The sequence below is a fragment of the Streptomyces sp. CA-250714 genome (genome assembly GCF_050936705.1).
Taxonomy (GTDB): Bacteria; Actinomycetota; Actinomycetes; order Streptomycetales; family Streptomycetaceae; genus Streptomyces.
In genome coordinates this window covers 2,522,939-2,547,845 of sequence record NZ_JBNJMI010000002.1, presented here as the reverse complement: position 1 = coordinate 2,547,845, position 24,907 = coordinate 2,522,939, and the positions used below count along the sequence as shown (strand labels likewise).

General features: G+C 73.4%; 17 protein-coding genes. 13 read left to right on the top strand and 4 right to left on the bottom strand.

Annotated features, from left to right (window positions below; genetic code table 11):
- Positions 1 to 20 precede the first annotated feature (20 nt).
- The 7 genes from ACQEU8_RS30270 (at position 21) to ACQEU8_RS30240 (ending at position 11,849) form a co-directional block, all read left to right on the top strand.
- Positions 21 to 1,481: a hypothetical protein gene (locus ACQEU8_RS30270; protein WP_433106689.1), complete on the top strand. Its 1,461-nt coding sequence runs from the start codon at positions 21 to 23 to the stop codon at positions 1,479 to 1,481.
- Positions 1,482 to 1,495: 14 nt separating this feature from the next.
- Entirely contained in the window at positions 1,496 to 2,560 is a 1,065-nt protein-coding gene (locus ACQEU8_RS30265; protein ID WP_433106687.1) for a glutamate ABC transporter substrate-binding protein, read from the top strand.
- Between the two features lie 97 nt (positions 2,561 to 2,657).
- Complete coding sequence (locus ACQEU8_RS30260) at positions 2,658 to 3,956, top strand: hypothetical protein (RefSeq protein ID WP_433106685.1); 1,299 nt, start codon at positions 2,658 to 2,660, stop codon at positions 3,954 to 3,956.
- Positions 3,953 to 6,736, top strand: a complete 2,784-nt coding sequence (locus ACQEU8_RS30255; RefSeq protein ID WP_433106683.1) for a tetratricopeptide repeat protein — start codon at positions 3,953 to 3,955, stop codon at positions 6,734 to 6,736. Before ACQEU8_RS30260 ends, ACQEU8_RS30255 begins: the two co-directional genes overlap by 4 nt.
- Before the next feature lie 2 nt (positions 6,737 to 6,738).
- Positions 6,739 to 8,334, top strand: coding sequence for a protein phosphatase 2C domain-containing protein (locus ACQEU8_RS30250; RefSeq protein ID WP_433106681.1), 1,596 nt, complete (start codon positions 6,739 to 6,741; stop codon positions 8,332 to 8,334).
- Positions 8,335 to 8,503: 169 nt separating this feature from the next.
- Positions 8,504 to 9,859 (top strand): vWA domain-containing protein, encoded by a 1,356-nt coding sequence (locus tag ACQEU8_RS30245; protein WP_433106679.1) that lies wholly within the window; start codon positions 8,504 to 8,506, stop codon positions 9,857 to 9,859.
- A 118-nt stretch (positions 9,860 to 9,977) separates the two neighbouring features.
- Entirely contained in the window at positions 9,978 to 11,849 is a 1,872-nt protein-coding gene (locus ACQEU8_RS30240) for an FHA domain-containing protein (protein WP_433106677.1), read from the top strand.
- 176 nt (positions 11,850 to 12,025) lie between these two features.
- Here the strand turns inward: ACQEU8_RS30240 and ACQEU8_RS30235 are convergent, their stop codons facing one another.
- Complete coding sequence (locus tag ACQEU8_RS30235) at positions 12,026 to 13,009, bottom strand: mechanosensitive ion channel family protein (RefSeq protein WP_433106675.1); 984 nt, start codon at positions 13,007 to 13,009, stop codon at positions 12,026 to 12,028.
- 274 nt (positions 13,010 to 13,283) lie between these two features.
- Here ACQEU8_RS30235 and ACQEU8_RS30230 point away from each other — a divergent pair, with 274 nt between their 5' ends.
- Entirely contained in the window at positions 13,284 to 13,823 is a 540-nt protein-coding gene (locus ACQEU8_RS30230) for an HNH endonuclease (protein ID WP_433106673.1), read from the top strand.
- Between the two features lie 119 nt (positions 13,824 to 13,942).
- On the opposite strand, the gene ACQEU8_RS30225 is transcribed toward ACQEU8_RS30230, so the two are convergent.
- A complete protein-coding gene (locus ACQEU8_RS30225; protein ID WP_433108825.1) occupies positions 13,943 to 17,245 on the bottom strand; it encodes a beta-N-acetylglucosaminidase domain-containing protein in 3,303 nt (1,100 codons plus the stop codon).
- A gap of 571 nt (positions 17,246 to 17,816) precedes the next feature.
- On the opposite strand from ACQEU8_RS30225, the gene ACQEU8_RS30220 reads away from it, so the two are divergent.
- From ACQEU8_RS30220 to ACQEU8_RS30205, 4 genes are all read left to right on the top strand, one after another.
- Complete coding sequence (locus tag ACQEU8_RS30220) at positions 17,817 to 18,098, top strand: hypothetical protein (protein WP_433106671.1); 282 nt, start codon at positions 17,817 to 17,819, stop codon at positions 18,096 to 18,098.
- Positions 18,098 to 20,353 carry a 4-alpha-glucanotransferase gene (gene malQ, locus ACQEU8_RS30215; protein WP_433106669.1) on the top strand — a complete coding sequence of 752 codons (2,256 nt, stop codon included), beginning with the start codon at positions 18,098 to 18,100 and terminating at the stop codon, positions 20,351 to 20,353. The genes ACQEU8_RS30220 and malQ overlap by 1 nt, the downstream gene beginning before the upstream one ends.
- Before the next feature lie 185 nt (positions 20,354 to 20,538).
- Positions 20,539 to 20,772, top strand: coding sequence for a hypothetical protein (locus ACQEU8_RS30210; protein ID WP_433106667.1), 234 nt, complete (start codon positions 20,539 to 20,541; stop codon positions 20,770 to 20,772).
- A gap of 160 nt (positions 20,773 to 20,932) precedes the next feature.
- A complete protein-coding gene (locus ACQEU8_RS30205) occupies positions 20,933 to 21,838 on the top strand; it encodes a hypothetical protein (protein WP_433106665.1) in 906 nt (301 codons plus the stop codon).
- A gap of 17 nt (positions 21,839 to 21,855) precedes the next feature.
- On the opposite strand, the gene ACQEU8_RS30200 is transcribed toward ACQEU8_RS30205, so the two are convergent.
- Together ACQEU8_RS30200 and ACQEU8_RS30195 are read right to left on the bottom strand one after the other, a co-directional pair.
- Entirely contained in the window at positions 21,856 to 23,001 is a 1,146-nt protein-coding gene (locus ACQEU8_RS30200; protein WP_433106663.1) for a serine hydrolase domain-containing protein, read from the bottom strand.
- A gap of 11 nt (positions 23,002 to 23,012) precedes the next feature.
- Entirely contained in the window at positions 23,013 to 23,927 is a 915-nt protein-coding gene (locus tag ACQEU8_RS30195) for a DMT family transporter (RefSeq protein ID WP_433106661.1), read from the bottom strand.
- Between the two features lie 74 nt (positions 23,928 to 24,001).
- Here ACQEU8_RS30195 and ACQEU8_RS30190 point away from each other — a divergent pair, with 74 nt between their 5' ends.
- Positions 24,002 to 24,889 carry a LysR family transcriptional regulator gene (locus ACQEU8_RS30190; RefSeq protein ID WP_433106659.1) on the top strand — a complete coding sequence of 296 codons (888 nt, stop codon included), beginning with the start codon at positions 24,002 to 24,004 and terminating at the stop codon, positions 24,887 to 24,889.
- The last annotated feature ends 18 nt before the right edge of the window (positions 24,890 to 24,907 follow it).

Here is a 24,907-nt window from a genome sequence, read left to right as displayed (position 1 = left end):
CAAGGGGGAGGGCTCCAGCCGTGACACAGCCGCCGACCGCGCCACCGACCCCGCCGCCCGTGCCCGCCGTACCACCCGACGGGACCGACACCGGGGTCGGCCAGGAGCCGGGCGGTAGCGCCACGGCGCAGCCCGGAGCGGCGGCTTCCGGCTCTCCCGTTGGCCCGCGCCGCACGGCGTGGTCCGAGGGCGTACGGCGGCTGCGTGCGGCGGCGACCACCGAGCCAGGGCGGCTGCGCGCCGTCGGTGCCGTACTGGCCGCTCTCGTCCTGCTGTTCGGCGCCGTGACGGCCTGGCAGATCTCCGACCGGGTGGCCGCCGCTGACGCCGTGGTCGACCACAGCCAGCCGCTGAGTGCGGACGCCGCGCACATCTACCGTTCGCTGGCCGACGCCGACACCTCTGCCTCCAGCGGCTTCCTGGCGGGCGGTGACGAGCCGCGCTCGGAGCGGCGGCGCTACGAGAAGGACATCCGCGAGGCGTCCGAACTGCTCGCCAGCGCCGCGGCCAACTCCCAGGGCTCACGCACCGCGCAGCGCCAGATCGCCGTACTCAACCGCGGTCTGCCCGTCTACACCGGACTGGTGGAGTCCGCACGCGCCGACAACCGGCAAGGGCTGCCCCTGGGCGGCGCCTATCTGCGCTACGCCAACGAGAAGATGCGCGGCGAACTGCTCCCCGCGGCACGCAAGCTGTACACCGCGGAGACCAGGCAGCTGGGCGGCGACTACGAGGACGCCAAGAGCTGGCCGCTGCTCGCCGTGGGCACCGGTGTCGTGGCGCTGGCCGCGCTCGGCTGGGCGCAGCGCCGCAACTACCGCCGCACCAACCGGGTGTTCAACCGCGGTCTGCTCGGCGCGACCGCCGTCTCGCTCGCCCTCCTGGTGTGGCTCACAGCAGGGCACGCGATGGCGCGCTCCGGGCTGAACGAGTCGGACACCAAGGGCGCCCGCTCCCTGCACGCCCTCAACGAGGCGCGGATAGGCACCCTCCAGGCGCGCGGGGACGAGAACATGACGCTGGTCGCCCGGGGCGGCGGCGCGGTGTACGAGGAGAGCTACAAGAAGCAGATGGCCCGGGTCGCGGGCAGGAGCGAGCGGGGCGCCGGCAGCGGACTGCTGGACAACGCCCGCGACGCTGCGGACGACCGCGCGGGCAGCAGTGCGGTGGAGGAGGCCCAGGACGCCGTCCGTACCTGGCAGCAGCGGCACAAAAAGGCGCGGGCCGAGGACGACGGCGGCAACTACGAGGACGCTGTCGCGCGGGTGATCGGCGCGAAGGACAGCACGCGCGAGAGCTTCGACGAGGTGGACCGGAGCCTCAGCCGGGCCGGAGCGCACGAGCAGCGGCAGTTCGAGAAGGCCGCCGACGCGGGGCGTGACTGGTTCGCCGGGCTGGTGGTCGGAGCCCTGGTGCTGGCGGTGCTCGGCGCTGCGGCTGCCGTACTGGGCATCGGGCGCAGGCTCGCGGAGTACAGGTGAGGAGGGGGAGCGCCATGTCGGAGCGCCGAAGCGGGCGTGAGCCGCGGCACGGGACGCACGGCAGGCCGTGGGCTGTTGCCGCGGGTGGCCTGGCGGTCACAGCGGCGGTCCTGGTGTCCACGGTGCTGCCCACCGGACCGAACGGATCCACAGCAGCCACCGGGCCCGGCGACGCGCGGAGCGGCCCCGGCAGCACGTCAGGGCGGCCCGCGTCGGCCACCGAGCCCGGGGCCGAGCCGAAGCCGGAGAAGTGCGAGGACGGCCGCAACCCCGCCGAGAGCCTCAAGCCCTCCGGTGCGTCGGGTGACGCGGTCGAGCGGATCAAGAAGAAGGGCAAACTGGTCGTCGGCGTCGACCAGAACAGCTATCTGTGGGGCTACCGCGATCCGGCCACCGGCAGGATCGAGGGCTTCGACATCGACCTGGTGAAGGCCATCGCCCGCGATCTGCTCGGCGGCGACGGGCCGGACGAGATCACCTACCGGACGATCCCCACCGACCAGCGCATCCCCGCCATCCGGAACGGCGATGTCGACATGGTCGTACGGACCATGACGATCAACTGCGAACGCGCCGGTCAGGTCGCCTTCTCCACCGCCTACTTCGAGGCGGGCCAGCAGCTGCTCGTGCCGAAGAAACGCGCACGCGTCAAGGGCTTCGACAGCAGCATGCGCGGCAAACGCGTGTGCTACGCGTCCGGTTCCACGGCGGAGAAGATGATGAAGTCCCCCGCCTACGCGGAGCTGGGCGCCGAGCCCGTCGTCGTACCCAACCAGCTCGACTGCCTGGTGCGTCTCCAGCTGGGCGAGGCGGACGCCACGGTCACCGACAGCGCCCTGGGCGCGGGACAGGCCGCACAGGACCCCTCTGTCGAACTCATCGGTGAGCCGGAGACGGTGGAGCCGTACGGTGTCGCGATGAACGTCGAGGACAAGGATCTCGTCCGCAGGGTCAACAAGGTTCTGGAGGACTACCGCAAGGACAAGTGGAAGTCTTCCTACGACCGCTGGCTTGCCGACGACATGATGGGTACGGAAGGGAAGAAACCCGCACCGCCGAAGCCGCTCTACCGTGACTGAACCAGTTGCCGTGGTCGCGTTGCCGATGTGCCGGTCCGTGAGTACGAGTCGAACAGCGAGGTGATCGATGGGGTCCGCGGGTGCCGCCGGAGAGGTGATGAGCCGGGAGGAGGCCGACCGTGTGCTGGAACGGCTGGACGCCGAGCACGAGGCGGTGGAGTCCTCCCTGCTGGCGCTCCAGGACCACGCAGGGCGCAGGCTCCTGGAGGGCGCACAGCTCGCCGGGACGACCGCGCACCGCTGGGCACGGGCCGAGGCGGCCATCACCTCGCTGTGGAACGGTTTCGAGGTCTACTCACGCACCCTGCACCAGGCCCGCGAACTGCGGGCCCGCCGCCGCTGGCCCAGCCGTGACGATCTGGTCGAGCTGACCCGCCTGCTGCGCGGCACCCTCACCGTCCCCGGCGGGGCGCTGCCCGGCACCCCGGGCGCGAGCCTCACCGAGACCCCCAAGCTGGCCGAGGAGCTGACGCTCGCCCAGCTCGTCGAGCGGATGAACGAGTGGTACGCGCAGGCCCTCGACGTGGTGGCGGCCGCCGACTCCGTATGGTCCGCGCTGCCCGCCCGTATCGACCTGCTCGCCGCCGAACTGGGCCGCGTGCGCTCCCTGGCGCACTCGGTGGGCGTGCGCCCCGGCGAGCATCCGGCCGCCGACGACCTGGAACGCACCACGGCCGAACTCAGAACCCTGCGCGAGGAGGTCGTCCAGGACCCGCTCGCCTTCTGGACGCCGACCGGCGGCAGCGGCGCCCCTGGCGGCGGCCGGCCCGACACCACCCGCTACGACAGCGCGGCCCGCGCCCTGGAGGACGTACGGCGCGAGATCGACGCCGTGCTCGCCGTACGGCAGGACGCCGAAGCGCGGCTGATGAAACTGCGCGACCTGCTCACCCGCGCCGACCGCACCCTCGCCGAGGCCCGCGCGGCACGCGGCGAGGTGCTGGCGAAGATCGCCGCCTCGGAGGTGCCCGCCGTCAGCGGACCGCCCACCGTGCTCCAGGAACAGCTCGCCACCGCCGCCGAGTACCGCAGACACGCACAGTGGCACCGGCTCTCCCCGCTGCTGGAGGGCCTGGAGGAGCGCGCGGAGGAGGAGCTGGAGCGGGCCCGCGCCGAACTGTCGGCCGTCACCGCGCCATTGGCCGTCCGCGCGGAACTGCGCGGCCGCCTGGACGCGTACAAGGCGAAGGTGGCACAGAACGGCCTGGCCGAGGACCGCCTGCTGATCGAGCGCTACGACGTGGCGCGCAGGATGCTGTGGAGCGCTCCCTGCGATCTGCGGGCGGCCGAGGACGCCGTACTGCGCTACCAGTGGGCCGCGCAGGAGGCGCTGCAGCAGCGGCAGCAGGACGCTCGGGACGCCGCGGGCGGAGCGATGAACATGGGGGCAGAGTGAGCGAGCAGTCGAGCGCACAGAACCGGCCGTGCCAACGGCCGCAGTGCGAGGGCACATACGAGGACATGGGAGAGGGCGAGCTGTACTGCAACACCTGCGGGCTCGCCCCCGTGGTGGCGCCCGGCGGGCTGCTGGGCGCGGCACCGACGGGGATGACCAGCCCAGGGCGCGAGAGCCGCTCCTCCGGCTCCGCCCGCTCCAGCTCCTCCTCGCGCGCTTCCTCACGTACCACCGGGCGCTCCCAGTCATCGCGCCGTTCGGTCTCCGGGCGGCTCTCCCGCTCGCTGTCCGGGCGGAGCACCGAACGTTCGGTGTCCGTGCGCAGCGCCCGCTCCTCGGGCGAGAGCTCCAGCCGGGGCCGGCTGGGGGCCGGGCTGGTGCAGATCCCCCAGGTGCCCAAGCCGGACCCGGCAAGTGTCGTACTGGAGAACCCCGAAGTACCCGAGCGCAAGCGCTTCTGCAGCACCAGCGACTGCGGCGCACCCGTGGGACGCGCACGCGGTGACAGGCCGGGCCGCACGGAAGGCTTCTGCACCCAGTGCGGACACCCCTACTCCTTCGTGCCCAAACTGCGCCCCGGCGACATAGTGCACGGCCAGTACGAGGTCGCCGGGTGCCTGGCGCACGGCGGGCTGGGCTGGGTCTATCTGGCCGTCGACCGCGCCGTCTCCGACCGCTGGGTCGTCCTCAAGGGCCTGCTGGACACCGGCGACCAGGACGCGATGGCCGCCGCGATCGCCGAGCGGCGCTTCCTGGCGGAGATCGAGCACTCCAACATCGTGCGCATCTACAACTTCGTCGAACACCTCGACCAGCGCACCGGCAGCCTCGACGGCTACATCGTGATGGAGTACGTCGGCGGCAGCTCGCTCAAACAGATCGCCAACGCGCGCCGCACCCCGGACGGCAAGCGCGATCCGCTCCCCGTGGAGCAGGCGTGCGCCTACGGCATCGAGGCCCTGGAGGCCCTCGGGCACCTGCACAGCCGAAACCTCCTCTACTGCGACTTCAAGGTCGACAACGCGATACAGCAGGGCGACCAGCTCAAGCTGATCGACATGGGCGCGGTGCGCAGGATGGACGACGACGACAGCGCCATCTACGGCACCGTCGGCTACCAGGCCCCCGAGGTCGCGGAGGAAGGGCCCTCGGTCGCCTCCGACCTGTACACCGTGGCGCGCACCCTGGCCGTGCTCACCTTCGACTTCCAGGGCTACACCAACGTCTACGTCGACAGCCTGCCCAACCCGGAGAACATCGAGGTCTTCCAGCGGTACGAGTCGTTCTACCGGCTCCTGGTGCGCGCCACCGACCCCGACCCGCGGCGCAGGTTCGCCTCCGCACAGGAGATGTCCGACCAACTGCTGGGTGTGCTGCGCGAGGTCGTGGCCGTACAGACCGGAAAGCCGCACCCCGCACTGTCCAGCCTGTTCGGGCCCGAACTGCGCGTCGTGGACACCGCACTGTTCGCCCCCCAGGTCGGCGACGCCTCGCTGCTGGGCGCGCGCGAACCGGCGGGGAAGACGGCGGGGAAGAAACGTCGCACCGGAAAGGCGCAGGCGGCGGTCCCGGCCCAGCCCTCCACCGGCCCTGCCCCCGCCGCGGTCCCTGCCTCCGCCGCGGTGTCCGCGTCCGCGTCCGGAACGGCCGCACCGGCCGGGACCGGCACGGCAGCGGCCGCGTCCTCCGCGGTGGCGACGGCGGCGCCACCGGCCCGCACCGCGCCGCCCGCGCCGCTGGCCTCGTTCCCCGTACCGCCGGGCGGCACCGAGGAGGCCGCCGGCGCGGGTATCGCACTGGCCCCGCTGCGGCTGCGGCAGACGGCGCTGGCGCTGCCCGTTCCGCGCGTCGACCCCTCCGACCCCAACGCGGGCTTCCTCGCCGGGCTGATGGCCTCGTCGCCCGCCGATCTGCTGACCGCGCTGGAGGGGGCGGCCGCCGACTCGCCGGAGCTGCGGCTGCGCAGGCTGCGCGCGCTGTTGGAGACGGACGAGGGGCGGGACGGTGCCGAGCCGGCGCTGGAAGCCCTGGAGGCGCTGGAGGCCCGGCACGCCGACGACTGGCGCGTCGTCTGGTACCGCGGCCTGGCGTCACTGGTGACGGGCGACCGGGAGAGCGCCGCACTGTCCTTCGACGCGGTCTACGACGCGTTCCCCGGCGAGCCGGCGCCCAAGCTCGCGCTGGGAGTCTGCGCGGAGGTGCTCGGCCAACTGGACAACGCGGCGGAGTACTACCGGCTGGTGTGGACGACGGACCCCTCGTACGTGAGTGCCGCGTTCGGCCTGGCACGGGTACGGCTCGCCACCGGCGACCGTGAGGGCGCCGTACAGGTGCTGGAGTCGGTGCCGGAGTCGTCCATCCACTACACCGCTGCGCGGGTTGCGGCCGTCCGCGCACGGCTGCGGCAGCGCTCGCCGCAGGAGCCGCTGCTGGAGGACCTCCAGGCGGCCGCACGGCAGGTGGCGGATCTGGAGCACGTCGGGCTGGACGCGGTACGCCGCCACGAGCTGACCTGCGAGGTACTCGGCTGCGCACTCGACTGGCTGCTGTGCCAGGCTGTTCCCGCCCGGGGGGCCGCCTCCGGGTCCGCGCCTGCGGGTGCGCCGGGGTCGCCACCCGGTGCCGGGGTACGGCTGTTGGACAGTCCGCTCACCGAGGAGGGGCTGCGCTTCGGCCTGGAGCGCTCCTACCGGCTGCTCGCCCGGCTCGCGCAGAGCGGAACCGAGAGGATCGAACTGGTGGAACGGGCCAACCGCTTCCGCCCCCGGACGTGGGTGTGACCATGCCTCAGCTGGACCAACTCTCCGCCTGCCCGAGCTGCGCGGAACCGCTCGAGGAGGGTGACCGTTTCTGCGGCGCGTGCGGCGCGAACGTCGAGGCCGCGGCAGCCGCCGCGGCTGCGGCGCGGGGCCCCGCAGCGCCCGGCGACGCACCCCCCGCACCGCGCACCCCCACTCTCCCGGACGGTCTCCCGGCGAGCGGCTACGGCTACCCCCCGCCTCCACCCCCCGCTGCCCCGCCGGCCCCGCCCACGCAGGTGCAGGCCGGGGCGGCGGCCGGACCCGGCCAGGCGTTCCCCGTGGCACCGGGGGAGGCCGTCGACGGAGTGACCGAACAGGGCCCCCCGCCGACACATTCCGTACCGACCACCGCCGAGCGCGGACCGGAGCCGGCGGAGCCCGACTTCGCCCTGCCGCCCGCACTCGGGCACCCGGGCGCACCGGCGCCGCCGGACGCGCCCGCGGCACCCGGGGCCCCCGCGACCCCCGCGGCACCAGGGGCCACCGCGACCCCTGCGGCAACCGGAGGCCCCGCGACCCCCGCGTCACCTGGAGCCTCGGCGCCACCTGTCGACCCCTCGGGCACCTACGCGCCCTCGCCCACCGGGCCCGACCCGCGCACCGTACGGGACGAGCCGGCGGCGCACGAGGCAGCCGGTGGCCGTACCGGAGCCGCTGCCGGAATCGAGCCGTCCGGCCCCATCTGTGTGGCCTGCGGCACCGGCACGATCGACAGCGACGGCTACTGCGAGCACTGCGGCCACAAACAGCCCCGGGACCGCGACCACATGGAGTACGCACTCGACACCGTCGCCGCGGCCAGCGACCGGGGACTGCGGCACCACCGCAACGAGGACTTCTTCGCCATCGCGGAGACCACCACGTCCCAGGGGACACCGGCGACATTCGCCGTCATCTGCGACGGCGTCTCCTCGGCCACCCGTCCCGACGAGGCGTCAGCGGCGGCCGCCGAGGCGGCCAGCGCCTCGCTGTGCCAGGCACTGCCGCTGGGCAGGCACCCGCAGCAGGCGATGTACGACGCGCTGGTGGCCGCCTCCGACGCGGTCAACGCACTGGCCGCCGACGCGCCTGTCGAACCGTCCAAGAACGCGCCCGCCTGCACCGTCGTCAGCGCGCTGAGCGCCGACGGCATCCTGACCGTCGGCTGGATCGGCGACAGCAGGGTCTACTGGGTGCCCGACGACCGTACGGCGGCCCCCGCGCGGCTGACCGAGGACGACTCCTGGGCCGCGCAGATGGTCGCCGCCGGGCTGATGAACGAGGCCGAGGCGTACGCCGACCCCCGCGCGCACGCCATCACCGGCTGGCTCGGCGCTGACGCGTACGAAATCGACCCGCACACGGCCTCGTTCAAGCCCGACCAGCCCGGCGTCGTCGTGGTGTGCACGGACGGGCTGTGGAACTACGCCGAGTCCGCCGAGGAGATGGCCGCCGCCGTGCCGCCGGACGCCCTCGTCCGCCCGCTCCAGTCCGCCCAGCATTTGGTCGGCTACGCCCTGGACGGCGGCGGGCACGACAACGTAACGGTGGCGGTGGTGCCGTTCCCCGCACCGCCGGGAGGGGCAGGATCGGCCTGAGTCGAGCACGCCGCGGGGGGCCTTGGTGAACACCGCAGCAGCGGTGCCGGGGGACGACGAAGACGCTGTCCGGGGGAAGGGCCGCGAGCACCACCGCACTTCCACCCGCCCCTTTGTCTACGTGTCGCTGTAGAGACCACAGCTGTAGAGCACAACAGGAGCGGAAGAGATGGCCAACTTCTCCAAGTCCAACGCGCCGCGCTTCTCGGTGGACGTCTACCAGAACGAGTTCCTGCCCGAAGGTGCCCGGGAGGTCAACGCCATCGTCACCGTCACCTCCACGGGCGGCGGCACCACCGGCGGCCTCCCGCTGCCGGTGTCAGAGCCGGGCGGCAGTCCGGTGGGCGAAGGCGCTGACGCGGCAGTCGTCATCATGGTCGACTGCTCCGGCTCCATGGACTATCCGCCCACCAAGATGCGCAACGCGCGCGGCGCCACGGCCGCCGCCATCGACACCCTCAGGGACGGCGTCCTGTTCGCCGTCGTCGCGGGCACCCACAAGGCGAAGGAGGTGTTCCCCGGCAACGGGGCGCTCGCCACCGCCGACGCCACCACCCGCGCCCAGGCCAAGGACGCACTGCGCGGCCTGTCGGCGGGCGGCGGCACCGCCATCGGCACCTGGCTGCGCCTGGCCGACCAGCTGTTGAGCACGGCGGACGTCGCCATCCGGCACGGCATCCTGCTCACCGACGGGCGCAACGAGCACGAGGAGCCCGAGCAGTTGCAGGCCGCACTGGACGCCTGCGCGGGCCACTTCACCTGTGACGCACGGGGAGTGGGCACCGACTGGGAGGTCAAGGAGGTCACCGGGATCGCCTCCGCACTGCTCGGCAGTGCGGACATCGTGGCCGATCCGGACGGACTGGCGGCGGACTTCACACAGCTGATGGAGAACGCCATGGGCAAGGAGGTCGCCGATGTGGCGCTGCGCCTGTGGACGCCGCAGAGCACCCGGGTCAAGTTCGTCAAGCAGGTGGCGCCCACGGTCGAGGACTTGACGGACCGCCGTACGGAGACCGGGCCGCGCGCCGGCGACTACCCGACAGGGTCATGGGGGGACGAGTCCCGGGACTACCACGTCTGTGTGGAGGTGCCGGCGGCCGAGGTCGGCCAGGAGATGCTCGCAGCGCGCGTCTCGTTGATCCTCCCGGCACCCGACGGCGGCACCCCGAAGACGCTCGGGCAGGGGCTGGTGCGCGCGGTGTGGACGGACGACATGGTGGCCACCACCTCCATCAACCCGCAGGTCGCGCACTACACGGGGCAGGCCGAACTGGCCCAGGCGATCCAGACGGGCCTCGAACTCCGGAAGGCCGGGGACGAAGCAGGCGCAACAGCCAAACTGGGACGAGCCGTACAGCTGGCGAGCGAGTCGGGGAACGCGGATACTGCGAAACTGCTTTCGAAGGTGGTCGACGTGGTGGATGCCGCGACGGGTACTGTTCGACTGAAGGCGAAGGTCGCCGAGGCCGATGAGATGACGCTGGAGACGCGGTCCACCAAGACGGTTCGCGTGAAGCGCTAGCCGCACCGGCTGCGGCACTTCCGTAACGAACTTCACAACCCACACAGCCCGCACAACCGGCACGATCCGTACCAAGCAGGTACCGAAGAGCAGGAGCACGGAGGGGGAGGCACTCACCATGCCGACTTGCCCGAACGGCCACCAGTCTGCGGCCGACGACTGGTGCGAGGTCTGCGGTCACCGCATGACCGGCGCACCTGCGTCGCCCGCTGGTGCCGTACCGCCGCCCCCTCAGCCGTCCGCACCCGGCGGCTACGGCTATCCCGGCCCGCCCGGTCCGCCGCCGGCCCCCGGTCAGGGCCAGGGTCAGCAGCCCGGACAGGGCTACGGCTATCCGGGCCCCGACTCGGGACCGCCCGAACTGTGCCCCCAGTGCGGCACCCCCCGCGAGTCCGTGGCGCCGTTCTGCGAGGAGTGCCGCTACAACTTCCTGACCCACTCGCCGACGACGTACGTCCCGCCGGACCAGCAGTCCCAGCCCGGCCGTCCCGGCTTCCCGCCGCCCCACGGGCAGGGCGCCCCCGGTCCGGGTGGCCCGGGCGGTCCTGGTGGTCCTGGCGGCCAACCCGGTCCCGGTGGCCCCGGTATGGGAGCCCCGGGCGGGCCCCCGCCGCCCGGTGTCCCTGAGGGTCCCGGTGCGGGCGGCCCCGGCTTCGGCGGTCCCGGCCCCGGCCCGCAGGGCCCTGGCCGTCCGGGCGAGCCCGGTGGGCCCGTTGGTCCCGGCGGACCTGGTGGTACCGGTGGCCCCGGCGGTCCTGTTGGTCCCGGTGATCTCGGCGGCCCCGGTGGTCCCGGCCCCGGCCCCGAGGGTCCCGGTGGCGGGTTCCCGCAGGGCCCGCACGGTGGCCCCGGCCCCGGTGAGCCGGGGGGACCCGGCGGCCCGGCCGGTCCGGAGCAGCCCGGCTCGAACGTCCCCAGCTGGCCCGGCCCGCAGGGGCTCGGCGGCGGGCGTCCGGGCGAGCCCGGTGCCCCCGGAATGCCCGGCTCCCAGGGCCCGGGCCACGGTTACGGGACCGACGGCCGTGGGTCCGGCGAGCAGACCGGCCCCGGTGCACCCGCACCCGGTCCTGGCGGCCCCGGACCGTTCGACGGCCCCGGCCCAGGCGCCCCCGGCGGCTTCCCCGGGCAGGGACAGCCCTACCCGCCCGGCCCCGGAGCCGAGCCGTACGGCAGCCCGTCCGGGCAGCCCGCCGGCGGAGACTGGGAGCTCTCGCCACCCGGCCCTGCCGAACAGCAGTTGGGCGCACCCCAGGCGCCGCCGCAGTCACCCGACGGCCCTCCCGGCCCGCCCCCGCCACCCGGCACGGCCGGCCCCCCGGCCCCGGGCGTGCCCGGCCAGCACGGCGCCCCGGGCCGGCACCAGCCAGGCCAGGACTACGGCCAACAGCAGCCGGCTCAGGACTACGGCCAGCAGCAGCCGGGCCAGGACTACGGTCAGCAGCAGCCAAGTCAGGATTACGGCCAGCAGCAACCCGGCCCGGACTACGGCCGGCAGCAGCCCGGCCGGCCCGAGTACGGCCACCAGCAGGGCCCGCCGCCCGGCCAGGACTACGGCCGGCAGGGCGCGGGCGTTCCGCAGAGTGGCGGGGCGTGGACGGCGATGATCGGGCCGGACCGTGAGTACTTCGCGGCGATGATGCAGCGCAGCGGCCCCGAGGCGGCGGCGCTCAATCTGCCCGCGTACTCCCCGGAGCAGCAGCTGCCGCTCACCGGCCCGCAGATCACCATCGGCCGTCGCCGTGCCTCCACAGGAGAGGCCCCGGACATCGATCTGGGCCGCCCTCCGGAGGACCCCGGGGTCTCGCACCAGCACGCGGTGCTGGTGCAGCAGCCGGACGGCAGCTGGTCCGTCGTCGACCAGGACTCGACCAACGGCACCACCATCAACGGCGCCGAGGACCCGATCCAGCCCTTCGTGCCGGTCCCGCTCAAGGAGGGCGACCGGGTGCACGTGGGCGCATGGACGACGATCACCCTGGTACGCCGGTAACTTCGGCCCGGCAGCGCGTGGGCGTGCCACAGCGCACGCCCACGCGGCCGGCACCGGCGCGGACACGGGAAGCCGCTTCACGGGCACGGGATAACGGCCCTCGCGAGGGCAGTCGGCGACTGCCGCGTAGGGCCGCTTCCGGGTTCTTCGGGGCTACTTCTTCAGCGACTTCAGGGTTACTTCTTCAGCGACGGGGTCCGCACGGACTCGAGCGCGAGGGACGGTTCGTCCACGATCCGGATGCCGCGTGCGTCCAGCGCCCTCTTGATGCGCCAGCGCAGCTCCCGCTCCACGGGCAGGTTCTTGTCGGGCATCGTCTTGACAGACACCCGCAGCACCATGGAGTCCAGCGTCACTTCGTCCAGGCCGAGGACCTGTACGGGCTCCCACAGGATCTCGTCCCAGGGGCTCTCCTTGCCCATCTCCTCGCCCGCCTTGACGACGGCTGCCCTGACCTCCTCCAGATCCTCGTCCGCGCGCACCCGGACATCGAGCGCCGCCATGGACCAGCCCTGGCTGAGGTTGCCGATGCGCTTGATCTCGCCGTTGCGGATGTACCAGATCTCACCGTCGTCGCCGCGCAGCTGCGTCACCCGCAGCCCGATCTCCAGGACGACACCGGACGCCTCTCCCGCGTCCACCCGGTCACCGACCCCGTACTGGTCCTCCAGGAGCATGAACATACCCGCGAGTATGTCCTTCACCAGGTCGCGGGCGCCGAAGCCCAGTGCTACGCCCGCGACGCCGGCGCTGGCCAGCAGCGGAGCGAGGTTGATCCCGAGCCCGGAGAGCACCGTCATCGCGGCGGTGCCCATGATCACGAACGAGGCGACGCTGCGCAGGATGGAGCCGATCGCCTCGGAGCGCTGTCTGCGGCGCTCCCCGCTCACCAGCAGCCCGCGCAGCGCGTTGCCGCTGTCGGTGATCTCGGCCCTGCGGTTCATCCGCGTTATGAGCTGGGTGATCGCGCGGCGGATGAGGTAGCGCAGCACTATGGCGACGGCACAGATGAAGACGATGCGCAGACCCGTGGCGAGCCAGTCCGACCAGTGCTCCTGGACCCATCCGGCAGCTTCTCCGGCGCTGTCCTGAGCGTCCTCCAAGGACTTCGGCGGCTGAGGGCCGTCGGGCGAGGGGGAGGCGCTGAGCAGCCAGTACACAGGTTGACCTTCCGTGCGAGACACATCCGCAAGGCACCCGTACGAATGCCAGGACCACACTAACGGCGCAGGGCCTTCACAATTGGTGCCACCGAGCAGTATGAGGCCACATGTTCGAGTGAGAAGACTGTTCCAGGGGGGAGACAGCCGGTGTGGTCCAAAACACGCTCAGTGGGTTGCCCGGTCGTGGTGGCGAAGTCACCAGGGCACGGGACACACTGAGGGGAGATCGTCACGGCGCGAGCCACGCGCCGCCGACGTACAAGGAGGCACCGTGCCGCATGTCCTGGTCCTCAACGCGTCGTACGAGCCGCTCGGCGTCGTACCGCTTCGCCGCGCGCTCGTACTGGTTCTCAACGGAAAGGCGATCAGCCTGGAGGACTCCGGCGCCCTGATGCACAGCGCGACCCGCGTCATACCCGCCCCCAGCGTCGTCCGTCTCAAGCGGTTCGTGAGGGTGCCCTTTCGCGGCAGTGTTCCCCTCACCCGCCGCGCCCTGTTCGCCAGGGACGGCGGCCGCTGCGCCTACTGCGGTGGTATCGCAACCAGCGTCGACCATGTCATCCCGCGCAGTCGGGGCGGGGCGCACGCCTGGGAGAACGTGGTGGCGGCCTGCCGCCGCTGCAACCATGTGAAGGCCGACCGCCATGTCGCGGAGCTGGGCTGGCGGTTGCGTCACCAACCCGCCCCGCCCTCCGGCCTCGCGTGGCGCATCATCGGCACGGGGCATAGGGACCCGCGCTGGCTGCCCTACCTCCAGCCATACGGCGCGGACGATGATCTCGCCCGGATCGACGGCAGATCCACTGCCTGAGACCCGGGCTTTGTTATGCCCGCACCAGGTTGTGCCCGCACCGGCGCCTGTGACGAACGCGCGACCCGCTGTGAGGACGGCCGGTGGGGGTGCCGCCCGGCAGCCCCCGTTCCCCTGAGCTACTCCGCCCGGGAGCCGGCGTCCCGGTCGCCGTCCCGCCGGGCGTGCTTGGCCTGGCCTGTGGTGTCCACGCCGTAGACCTCCACGGACCACAGCGAGATCCCGAAGCGTGTGGCCCGCTTGTCGCCGACCACGCGCACATAGCGGGTGTCGCCGGGGGTGTCCATCCGGACCGACTCCTTGCCGCCCTTGCCGTCCCGCACCGTGACCGCGGTGCGCCAGCGCTTGCCGTCGGGGGAGACCTGGATGCGGTAGCGCGAGGGGTGGGCGTCCTGCCAACGCAGCACGACCCGCCCCACGCGGGTCCGCTCGGCCAGCTCCAGCTGCACCCACTCGCCGTCTTTGGCGGGTGAGGACCAGCGGGTGTCGCGCTTGCCGTCGGCCACCGCGGCGGCGGGGAAGTCCTTCGTCTCGTCCGCCGAGGACGTCACGCGCGCGTGCCGGGCGAGATCCGTCCCCGAGGTGCGCGGGAACGCCCGTACGGTGAGCGTGAGATGCTCCCCGCCGAACGAGACGGGGATGCGGTAACTGCCCGTCCTGACCGAGCTGTCGGCGGTGATCCGCAGCGGCACGTCCACCGTGCTGCCCCGTCGCACGGTGGTGCGCAGCGGCGTCCGCACGGTGAAGCCCTTGGGGGCCTTCGCGGTGATCCTGCCGCGTACGTCCGTCGGCCGGTTCCCGGTCAGTCGCGCGGTGACCCGGGTGGCACCGCCGCCGATCGCCGTGTCCACGGTCGTACGGGGCAGCGACAGCGAGGCCGCGGGGGTGTCGGCGTACCAGGGAGTGATCTCGTGGACGACCGGCGGCTCGGTCTCCTCGTTCCAGACGAGCCGCAGCGCGTCCGCCTTCTCGTTGCCGTACCGGCCGGCGGTCTGCTGCGTCCAGCCGGTCTGCGAGAGCGTGCCCAGCCGCTGCCAGCCCTTGCCGGGGATGTGCGCCTCGATGGTGCCCCGGGTGCCCGAGTGCGGGCCGGTCAGCACCGTGACGGCACGCAGCGGGCGCGGCTTGGGCAGCCGCACGGTCAGTGCCTCCGCGGAGCGCTCGGGGTGGCCGTCACCACGCTTCCCGGCCGCTTCGGCGGCATCAGCGTCATTCGCGGCGTTGGCCGCCGCGGACGGCGGGACGAGCATGGGCGGGCGATCGGGCGTGAAGGTGCCGGTGGCCGGGCCGGCTGCCGCCCGGTAGGAGGTGCTCGGGTCGCCGTCGGCGGCCGCGGAGAGCGGATGGCGCGGGGTGCCTTCCGGGCCACCGCTCACGGGGAGCCGCCGGCCGTGCCCGCCTCCCGGCCCGGCCTTCGGCTTGGTCTTGGCCTTGGGCCCGGGCTTGCGCTGCTGCGCGCCTGTCCACTCGTCGGACAGCTCAAGTGCCTTGTCCGTGAAGTCCGCCAGCACGCCCTTGCCGACGGTCACCTTGCTCTTGGCGCTCTCGGCGTGCAGCCGCCGCACCTCCAACTGCGCCTTCCAAGCGGCGGCTCCGTCACCGCGCAGTTGCGCGAGCAGCATGTCGACAGACCGCTCGCCCGCCGCGCCGAGCCGCGACAGCTGGGTCAGCCACGGCTCGACCTCCTTGCCCAGCCCGTCCGGAACCCGGGAAGGGGCTGTGCGCATCGTGGTGAACGCACGGCGCAACTTGCCGGCGGCCCGGTCGAGCTCGGGGCCCTCGCCCTGCCGGTAGGCGCGCCAGAAGGCGTCCAGCAGCGGGCGGACATACGCCGACTCGTCGCTGCCCAGCATCGAGGAGGCGTCGTTGCCCGCCAGCGCGTGCACGGCGGCCCTGGTGCCGGACGCGCTGTCGCGCCCGCCCGCCAGGTCGTCGACGGCTGCCCGCCACGACTCCTTGGGGCGGTAGCCGCGCGGGTTCCAGGCGTAGTCGGCGGCCGTGAACAGGGGGATGCGGGAGGCCGTCGGCTGCTTCATCGCGTTGGTCAGCAGCGCGGCCGAGCCGGAGGCGACGGCGGGGTCGCGGCCCTGGTAGGGGCCGAGGAAGATCCGGTCGCTCGCGAAGTCGTTGACCGGATAGTTGTCCATCGTCACCAGCCGGTGGCGCGGGAAGGCGCCGCGTGCGCGGGCGAGTTCGGCGCCGGTGATGGTGCGGGGTACGACGCCGACACCGCTCCAGCCGATCTCCACCCGGTCGTCCAGCTTCTCGGCGAGCGCGGACCGGTATTCCGTGTGGCCCTTCTGGTAGAACTCCGTCGGCACCACGGACAACGGCGCGGCGTCCGGATGGCGTGCGGCCAGATGGTCGGCCACCGCGTTGGCGAGCTCCGCCTGGGCGCGTGCCGCCGCCCGCGGGCCCGTGCCGTAGGTGTCCGCGTCCTTGTCGCAGTGCCATTCGCTGTAGCTGACGTCCTCGAAGCGCAATTGGAAGGCGCGCACTCCCAGGGCGCGCATAGCGTCCAGCTTGCGCAGCAGTGCCTTGCGGTCGTCCGGCGAGGAGAAGCACAGCCCCTGGCCCGGCGAGACCGCCCAGCCGAGCGTGATGTGGTTGCGCTTGGCGCGCTCGGCCAGTTCGCGGAAGTCGGCGCGCTGCGCGGCCGGATACGGATCGCGCCAGCGGGACGCCTGGCGGTACGGGTCGTCGCCCGGTGCGTACAGATAGCGGTTCTGCTTCGTACGGCCCAGGAAGTCCAGCTGGCTCAGCCGCTCCTGTTGCGTCCAGGGCTGGCCGTAGAAGCCCTCTGTCGTGCCGCGTACGGAGGCGGTGGGCCAGTCGCGCACCAGGACGCCGGGAAAGCCGCGTCGGCCGCCCTGCTCGGTGGCGAGCTGGCGCAGCGTCTGCGCGGCGTGGAACAGCCCGTCCCCGTCCGTCCCTTCGAGCGCCACCGTGTAGTGCCCGTCGGAGTGCCCCGCTGCCAGGCGGTAGCCGCCGGGGGGCAGGTCGCTGCGTGCGGGGGCGCGCAGATCGCGCAGGGCGGGCGCCGCCGACTCGGTGCCGACCCGTACGACCAGGTCGCCGGGGCGCACGGACGCCCGCGTGGACCGGTCGCCGCGCTCCGGGCCTATTTCGTGCACCGTGCGCACGCCTGCCTCGCGCAGTGTCGCGCGGACGACCTGGAGGGCGTACTCGTCGGCGTCCTTGTCGACGATCAGGGTGGCCTGGGAGCCCGCCGGGACGAACTCGCCCTGGGCGCGCATCGTCTGAGGGCGCGGCCAGACCGGAGGCAGCCCCTCGCGTGCGCTGTCGTCGTCCAGGCTTCCGGCGGCGGGGCCGTCCGGTGCGGGCGGGGGAGCGGCCTGTGCGGCCGGGGCGCCGCCGAGCAGGCCCGAGACGACCGCCGCCGTGAGAGCGGCAGCGCTCATCCGGCCCCAGCCGCCCGGCACACCGGGGCGCGTGGGTGGAACGGTGCCCGTACCGGCCCAGGGCGTCCCCTGGTCGCCCTCGCCGCGCGCTGTCCCCACCGCTTCCTCCCGATGTTCGACCGGAACCCCTCCGTCCAGCGCGTACGTCGCTGTCGCGCGCCTGCCGTGCGTAGCGTACGGGTCGCTGTACGTGCTGTGACCGGCCGGTTCGACAGGGGCGGCGTCGCCAACCGGCGCACCGTGGGCGGCCACTGGTGTGCTGCCGCACAACGCGGGCGCCTGCGGATTCTATGGTTCGGCGGCGCGGCCGTCGCGGACTTTGGCCGCAGTCGTCCGTCGCGGCACCGCGGGCGGCGCGCACGGGGAGCCGACGCTTACTCGCGGGTCCGCAAAAACTCGCGCTGGATGACCGTTTTGCCGTTGGTTCTTCTTTCCCGAGCCGGAGCTGTCGCCGATTCGCCGCGGGAACCGACGTGAGCTGGGACACGTTCCCTCTTCGGACACGTCTGCACGCCCGTCGACTGGGTAGGGCGAGTCCTGTCCATCCTTTCGTCAACGAACGGAGGCCCCCGTGGCCGCGTCCGCTGAACTCCTGATCTCCGCCCTCACCCCGCTCCCCCAACAGCGCGCACTCTCCAAACGAGGGCACGAGCCGGTAGACCTGTCCGGTGTGTCCGACCCCGACTCCGGACTCGACGGCTCGTGCAGCTGCGGCTGTGCCGACGCGCCGCTCACCAGCGAGCCCCCGCTCGCCGACGCCACTCCGCTGACCAGTGAGCCCCCGCTCGCCGAGGCGCCACTGACCAGCGAACCCACCGGGGTCGGTTACGGTACGGAGCCGGCGGACATCTGATGACCCCCCTCGCGCGGCTCGCCGCGGCACACGGGGTCTCGCTCTCCTACGAGCCCGCGCCGGGCCGGGAGATCCGGGTCCCCGAGGAGACGGTCGTCTCCGTGCTCGCGGCCCTGGGCGTCGACGCCTCGACGCCGCGCGCCGTCCGTGCCGCGCTGGAGCAGCACGAGTGGGACAGCCGCCGACTGCTGCCGCCCACCGTCGTGCTGCGCTCCGGCGCGCCCTCCGGGTCGGCCACCAGGGCAGGCTTATCCGGCCTCCCGAGCCGCTCCGGACTTCCGGACGGCACCGCCCTGCGGGTCGTCACCGAGAGCGGTGAGACCCTCGACTGGGGCCCGGGGACCGCGCTGCCGCCCGGCGTCCACACGCTGCTGGCCCACGCGCCCGACGAGCGCTCCGCGCACAGCTTCCTCATCGTCGCCCCCGACCTCTTCCCCGCGCCCCGGACCCGCCCCGGCACCACGCGCGGGTACGGGCTGCTCCTCCAGCTCTACTCGCTGCTGTCCAGCCGCTCCTGGGGCATGGGCGACCTCGCCGATCTGAGCGAGCTCGCCGGCTGGGCGGGCCGCTGCCTGGGCGCCGACTTCGTCCAGCTCAACCCGCTGCACAGCGCCGTCCCCGCCGCACCGGGCGGCCGCACCGACCCCTCGCCCTACCGCCCCTCCTCCCGCCGCTTCCCCGACCCGGTGCATCTGCGGATCGAGGAGATCCCCGAGTACGCCTATCTCGGCCCGGCCGAGCGCCGGGCGGCCGACGGCCTGCTGGCCCGCGCCGCGGCGCTGCGCGACGCCGTACTGCACAAGGACGCGCACATCGACCGGGACGCCGTCTGGGAGCTGAAGCGCGCGGCCCTTGAGCTGGTCCGCACCGTCCCGCTGAGCCCCGGGCGCCGGGCCGCCTACTGCGACTTCCTCGCCGAGCGCGGACAGGCGCTGGAGGACCACGCCACCTGGTGCGCCCTCGCCGAACTGCACGGCCCCGACTGGCGTTCCTGGCCCGCCGGACTGGACGATCCGCGCTCGGCGCGTACGGCACGCGCGCGTGACGAGCACCAGGAGAGGATCGACTTCCACAGCTGGGCCGCCTGGCTCACCGACTGCCAGCTCGCCGCCGCGCAGCGGACCGCGCGCACGGCGGGGATGGCGATCGGCCTGGTGCACGATCTGGCCGTCGGCGTGCACCCCAGCGGCGCCGACGCCTGGGCGCACCAGGGCATCCTCGCCCAGGGCATCACGGTCGGCGCCCCGCCCGACGAGTTCAACGCCCGCGGCCAGGACTGGGGACTGCCGCCCTGGCGCCCCGACGCCCTCGCCCGGGAGGGGTACGCGCCCTACCGCGAGGTCCTCGCCGGGCTCTTCCGGCACGCGGGCGCGCTGCGCCTCGACCATGTCATGGGCCACTCCCGGCTGTGGTGGGTCCCCGAGGGCCGTCCGCCCACCGAGGGCACCTATGTGCGGTACGACAGCGAGGCCATGCACGGCGTCCTCGCCCTGGAGGCCCACCGCGCGGGCGCCGCCGTGATCGGGGAGGACCTGGGCACGGTCGAACCGGGCGTCCGCGAGGAACTGGCCGCCCGGCGGGTGCAGGGCACCTCGGTGCTGTGGTTCGAGCGCGCGTACGGGACCGGAGCAGCGGAGGGCCGCGAGAGCGACGCCGCCGCGGGGCGAACCGAGGGCGACGCCACGGAGCACGGCGTCCACGGCAGCAGTGCGGGCGGCGCCGAGCGGGGGCCGCACCGGGCGGGCAAGGGGCGGGCCGCGCCGCTGCTGCCGCGGCAGTGGCGGGCCGACTGTCTGGCGACGGCCACCACGCACGATCTGCCGAGCACCGCGGCGCGGCTCACCGGCGCCCATGTCGAGCTGCGCCGGCGGCTGGGGATGCTGGCGCACGAGGCCGCTGCCGAGCACGCCGCCGACCGGGCCGAACTCGCCGAGTGGCTCGCCCTGTTCGAGCGGCTGCGGCTGCTGCCGGAAGGACGGGGCGACGAGGAGGGCGCGATCAAGGCGGTCTACCGGTTCCTCGCCAGGACGCCCGCGCGGATGGTCGGCGTCTGGCTGCCGGACGCGGTCGGCGACCGGCGCGCGCAGAACGTGCCGGGCACCAGCGACGAGTACCCCAACTGGCGGCTCCCGGTGGCCGACGCGCAAGGGCGGCCCCGCACGCTGGAGGAACTGGCGGCTTCCCCGCGCGCCCACGAACTCTTCGCGGAGCTCCGCCGGGCCCTGGCCGAGCCGGGCACCCCGCACGGCGGGTGAGTGCACCCGGCGCGGGCGGCACTGTCGCACCGTCCGACTGCTGCTGCACCGTCCGATGGCTGGCGCACTGCCCGACGCTGCTGCACCGTCCGACTGCTGTCGCGTCGTCCGGCAGCTGATGCGATGAACTCCCGGTAGCACCACCCCGGCGCGCGGCCCGATCACCCGTCCGATATGTTGGCTGTGTGAGCAACAAGGTCAACAAGAACGCCCTGCGCGCAGGCACGGTCACCGCTGGTGCGACGCTGACGCTGCTGCTGTCGTCGCCCGCATTCGCGGTAGCGCCCGACGACGGCGACCAGCCGGGCCCCGGCCTGAGCATCGCCGAGACCCTGGGCTTGTACGTTGCCGCGCCGATCGTGCTCTTCCTGGTGATCGCCGGACTCGTCTCGCTGGGCGACCGGAACAAGAAGAGCTGACGCCGCACGGCCCGCCGTACGGGACCGCACCGCGCACCCGGCACCGGCGGACCGTTATCGGCAGTCGAACTGCCGTGCTTTAGTACAGGGTTGTCCGCATTCGGCGACAGCTCTGTCACACACGTTGGCACCCCGCGGGCAGTGGGGAATCGCCCACACCATGACGCACGAAGTACCACTCCCGCCCCGTACCGGCCTGCCCACCAGCGAGGAACGGCTGCGTGCCGCGCTGCTGTACGCGCAGAGCGACGCCGCCGCGCCGCCCGACGCCCGGCCCGGGTCGTCCCGCCGCGCGATGATCACGGGGCTGGCCGCGCTCGCCCTGCACTGCTTCTCCGCCGCTCCCTCCCTGCTCGACCTGGAGCGGATCGACGTCCTCGTCCCGGATCTGGGGGAGCCCACAGGACCGGGCGCCCGCGCGCCGCTCCCGGCGGGCTGCGCGTACACCTCGGCGCACCTGGTGCGGACCCGGATCCTGCCCGAGCCCGAGGAGATCACCGGACTGCCAGTGGCGCCCGTACCGCGTGCGCTGGCCGACGCCGTAGCCCGGCTGGCCGACGCCGACGACGTGCGGCGGCTGCTGATCGAGGCGGTGCGCGGCGGGCACTGCGAGCCGCAGCCGGTGGTGCGCGAGCTGACCAGAGCCCGGCTGCTGGGGCTGCCGTATGTCGCGGACGCCGTGGAGAGCCTGCTGGCGGAGGGGCGCGCACTGACCGAGGGCCTGCTGTACGAGATGGTGTTCGGCCATGGGCTGCCCGACCCCTGCTGGAACGTCGAACTACGCGTCCCCGGCGGGCCGCATCTGGGCGCCGTCGACGCCTACTGGCCCGACCAGGCCGTCGCGGTGGAGATCGACGCGCGTACCCCACGGGCCGGTGCGGAGGCGGCCTGGGACGCCTGCACCCACAAGCGCGAGTCCCTGGAGCAGCTCGGCATCACCGTCGTCCACGTCACCCCGGAGAAGCTGCGCGACTCCCTCGCGCAGCAGGCCGCCGTGGTCAGAACGGCCCTGATGGCGGCCTGCGAGCTGGAGCCCGCGGAGTATGTGACCGTCCTGCCGCGCTGACCGGCGCAGCGGGCGGCTCAGTCGCAGTACTCCGCCTCGACCAGGTCGTCGGTGTCGCCCGACCAGTCGCCGTTGATGTTGAAGGCGGCCGTGTGCGTGCCGTCCGGTGTGCTGAACGCCGAGGTGATGGAGCCGTGGATGGTGCCCTCATGGCCCCACACCTCGACGCCGCAGGAGAGGGTGCGCCCGGTCAGGCCCAGCCCGTAGCGGTTGCCGGAGCCGGCTCGGCGGGTGGTCTTCATCTCGGCCAGCTGCCGGGGCGGCAGCAGCCGTCCGGTGACCAGGGCGCGTACGAAGCGCACCAGATCGCGGTCGGAGGAGATCATCTCGCCGGAGGCGCCGGCCAGCGACGGGTCGAGCGAGGTCACGTCCCGTACCGGAGGGTGTGCCCCGGGCGCGAACAGCGTGGAGTACTCCTTGCCGTGCTGCCCCGGGATGCGGGACGAGCTGCCGGGCAGCGAGGTGTCGCGCAGCTTCAGCGGGCGCAGCACCCGGCGCTCGATCTCCGTCGCGTAGGAGTGCCCTGTCGCACGCTCGATGACCAGGCCGGCCAGCAGATAGTTGGTGTTCGAGTAGCTCCACCGCGATCCCGGGCGGAACAGCGGCGGCCGGGACAGGCTGCGCTCGACCAGCTTCTCGGGGGTGTGGGAACGCCAACGGTGGGTCAGGAAGCGGGGGCTGAAGTAGTCCCTGCGCAGCACGGGATCGGCGATGTAGTCCGGGATACCGCTGGTGTGGCCGAGGAGTTGGCGCACGGTGACCGCAGCTCCCGGACCGCCCGCGGCCGCGCCGTACCGGCCCAGGCGCAGGTCGGGCAGCCAGCGGCGCACCGGGTCGTCCAGCCGCAGCCTGCCCTCCGAGGCGAGCTGGAGCAGCACGGTCGCCACGAACGGTTTGGTGAGGCTGCCGATCCGGAAGCGGTCCCTGGCCAGCCGGGCGCGCCCGGTGCTGTAGTCCGCAGTGCCCGTACTGCCGATCCACACTCCGGCGCCGTCCTCCACCTGTGCCAGCACTCCGGGGGCGCCGTCCCGTTCGACCATGGCCTCCATGGCCTCGCGGGTGCGCGTATGGCCCCCGTCGGCGGCCGTGGAGGAGCTCACTGCCAGCCCGCACGTGGTCACGACGGCGATCAGCCCTATGAGGAAGGGGCGTGGCAGGTGCATGGACGGTGACTTTAGTGATCTCGCCGACTGGTGTGCCATACGGCGAGGACGACCAGGACGCACCCGGCGAACTGGGTCACCGTGGGCCGTTCCCCGAGGAAGACGACGCCCAGCAGCACGGCGAGCACCGGCTGGAGCAGCAGCAGCGCGGCACTCGTCACCGGCGCCAGCCGCGCCAGTGCGGGCCCCATCAGCACGAGGGCCAGCACCTGCCCGAACAGCGACATCACCGCCAGCCAGCCCAGCGGAGCCCAGCCGGGCGCCGGGTCGACACCGGTCCACAGCGCACCCAGCACGCCGGAGGTGACACCGGCGGCCATGGTGGACAGACATACCGGCTGGACGGTGTGCTGCCCTCCGCCGCCCAGCCGGGTCAGGAACAGATAGCCGGCGAACGCCACCCCGGCCGCGGCGCCGTAGAGCACTCCGGAGACCGGGCTGCTGCCGGGCTCCGGGTGGCCGATCGCACCGCTGGCCAGCGCGACGCCGAGCAGCAGCACGGGCAGTGTGCGCCAGTAGCGGGTGCCGGGTCGGGTGCCGGTGACGGCGAGGGCGAGCAGCGGGAAGACGGCGATCTGGATGTTGAGCAGCACGGTGGCGATGGACGAGCCCACGTCGTGGATGCTCTGCGCCCAGCAGACGAAGTCGACGCCCAGCAGCGCGCCCGCCACCAGGTCGAACAGCTGCGCGCGGGCCGGTCGTGGCCCCAGCCGGCGCCGCTCCAGCAGTGCGACGGGCAGCAGCGCCACCAGCGCGAGCAGGCAGCGCAGGAAGGCGGCTGTGCCCGCGTTGACCCCGGACAGCTTCACGAACATCGCGGAGGCGGAGATGCACGCCGACGCGGCCACGGCCAGCAGCACCGGGCTGCGCCCGGCCAGTCCAGCACGTGGCTCGGCCCTCTGGGCCCCCTTCCCGGTGGTGGTCATGACAGCCACTCTGCCGGTCATCACTCTCAAGCAAAAGCGACGATTTGTATGGGATACTCATTAGCATTGCTTGGGTGTTCAGTTCCGACAGACTCCGCGCGCTCGACGCGGTCGCCGTGCACGGCTCGCTGGCCCGCGCTGCGGCCGCCCTGCACATCACGCCCTCCGGGGTCTCCCAGCAGCTCGCGAAGCTGGAGCGCGAGGCGGGCCACAAACTGCTGGAGCCGCAGGGACGCGGGGTCCGCCTCACCCACGCGGGCCGGGTGCTGGCCGAGCACGCGGCCCGCGTCGTCGCCCAGCTGACCGCGGCCGAGTCCGACCTGGCCGACCTCGGCGACGAGGTCCTCGGCCCGCTCCGGCTCGGCGGCGTCGGCAGCTGTCTGCGCGCCCTGCTGCCCGACGTACTCGCCACGCTCACCGAGGCACACCCCCGGCTGCGGCCCACCGTGGTGGACGGCGAGGCCGTCGACCTGGTGCCGCTGCTGCTGTCCGGCGAACTGGACCTGCTGCTGATCGAGAGCTGGCACAGCCGCCCCATGCCGCTGCCCGAGGGCGTACGGGTCAGGACGCTCGCGGTGGAGGAGGTGCAGGTGGCGCTCCCGGCCCGGCATCCGCTGGCCGGCCGGGACACGCTGGACCTGGCCGAGCTGGACGGCACCAGCTGGTCCAGCTGCCCCGTCGGCACCGAGCCCTACGAAGCGCTGGTACAGGCCCTGCGGGCACGCGGCGTCGAGCCGAAGGTGCGCTATGCGGTGACCGAGTACGCCACCCAACTCGCCTTCGTGGCAGGCGGGCTGACCGCCGCCCTCGTCCCCGGCATGGCCCGGCGGCCCTGCCCGTCCGGGGTGCGGTTCGTCTCCGTACGGCCGCCGCTGCGGCGTGAGGTGCGGGCCGCCTGGCGGGCGGGAGGGGACAGCCCTGCCGTACGGGCGTGCCTGGCGGCCCTTCCGGTGCGGGAGTGAAACGGCCACCGACGGGAG

Bases quoted from the DNA above. Each gene is read 5' to 3' on its own strand.
- ACQEU8_RS30265 (WP_433106687.1), top strand. From the start codon at position 1,496: ATGTCGGAGCGCCGAAGCGGGCGTGAGCCGCGGCACGGGACGCACGGC.
- ACQEU8_RS30260 (WP_433106685.1), top strand. From the start codon at position 2,658: ATGAGCCGGGAGGAGGCCGACCGTGTGCTGGAACGGCTGGACGCCGAG.
- ACQEU8_RS30250 (WP_433106681.1), top strand. From the start codon at position 6,739: ATGCCTCAGCTGGACCAACTCTCCGCCTGCCCGAGCTGCGCGGAACCG.
- ACQEU8_RS30245 (WP_433106679.1), top strand. From the start codon at position 8,504: ATGGCCAACTTCTCCAAGTCCAACGCGCCGCGCTTCTCGGTGGACGTC.
- ACQEU8_RS30240 (WP_433106677.1), top strand. From the start codon at position 9,978: ATGCCGACTTGCCCGAACGGCCACCAGTCTGCGGCCGACGACTGGTGC.
- ACQEU8_RS30225 (WP_433108825.1), bottom strand. From the start codon at position 17,245: ATGAGCGCTGCCGCTCTCACGGCGGCGGTCGTCTCGGGCCTGCTCGGC.
- malQ (WP_433106669.1), top strand. From the start codon at position 18,098: ATGACCCCCCTCGCGCGGCTCGCCGCGGCACACGGGGTCTCGCTCTCC.
- ACQEU8_RS30205 (WP_433106665.1), top strand. From the start codon at position 20,933: ATGACGCACGAAGTACCACTCCCGCCCCGTACCGGCCTGCCCACCAGC.
- ACQEU8_RS30200 (WP_433106663.1), bottom strand. From the start codon at position 23,001: ATGCACCTGCCACGCCCCTTCCTCATAGGGCTGATCGCCGTCGTGACC.
- ACQEU8_RS30195 (WP_433106661.1), bottom strand. From the start codon at position 23,927: ATGACCACCACCGGGAAGGGGGCCCAGAGGGCCGAGCCACGTGCTGGA.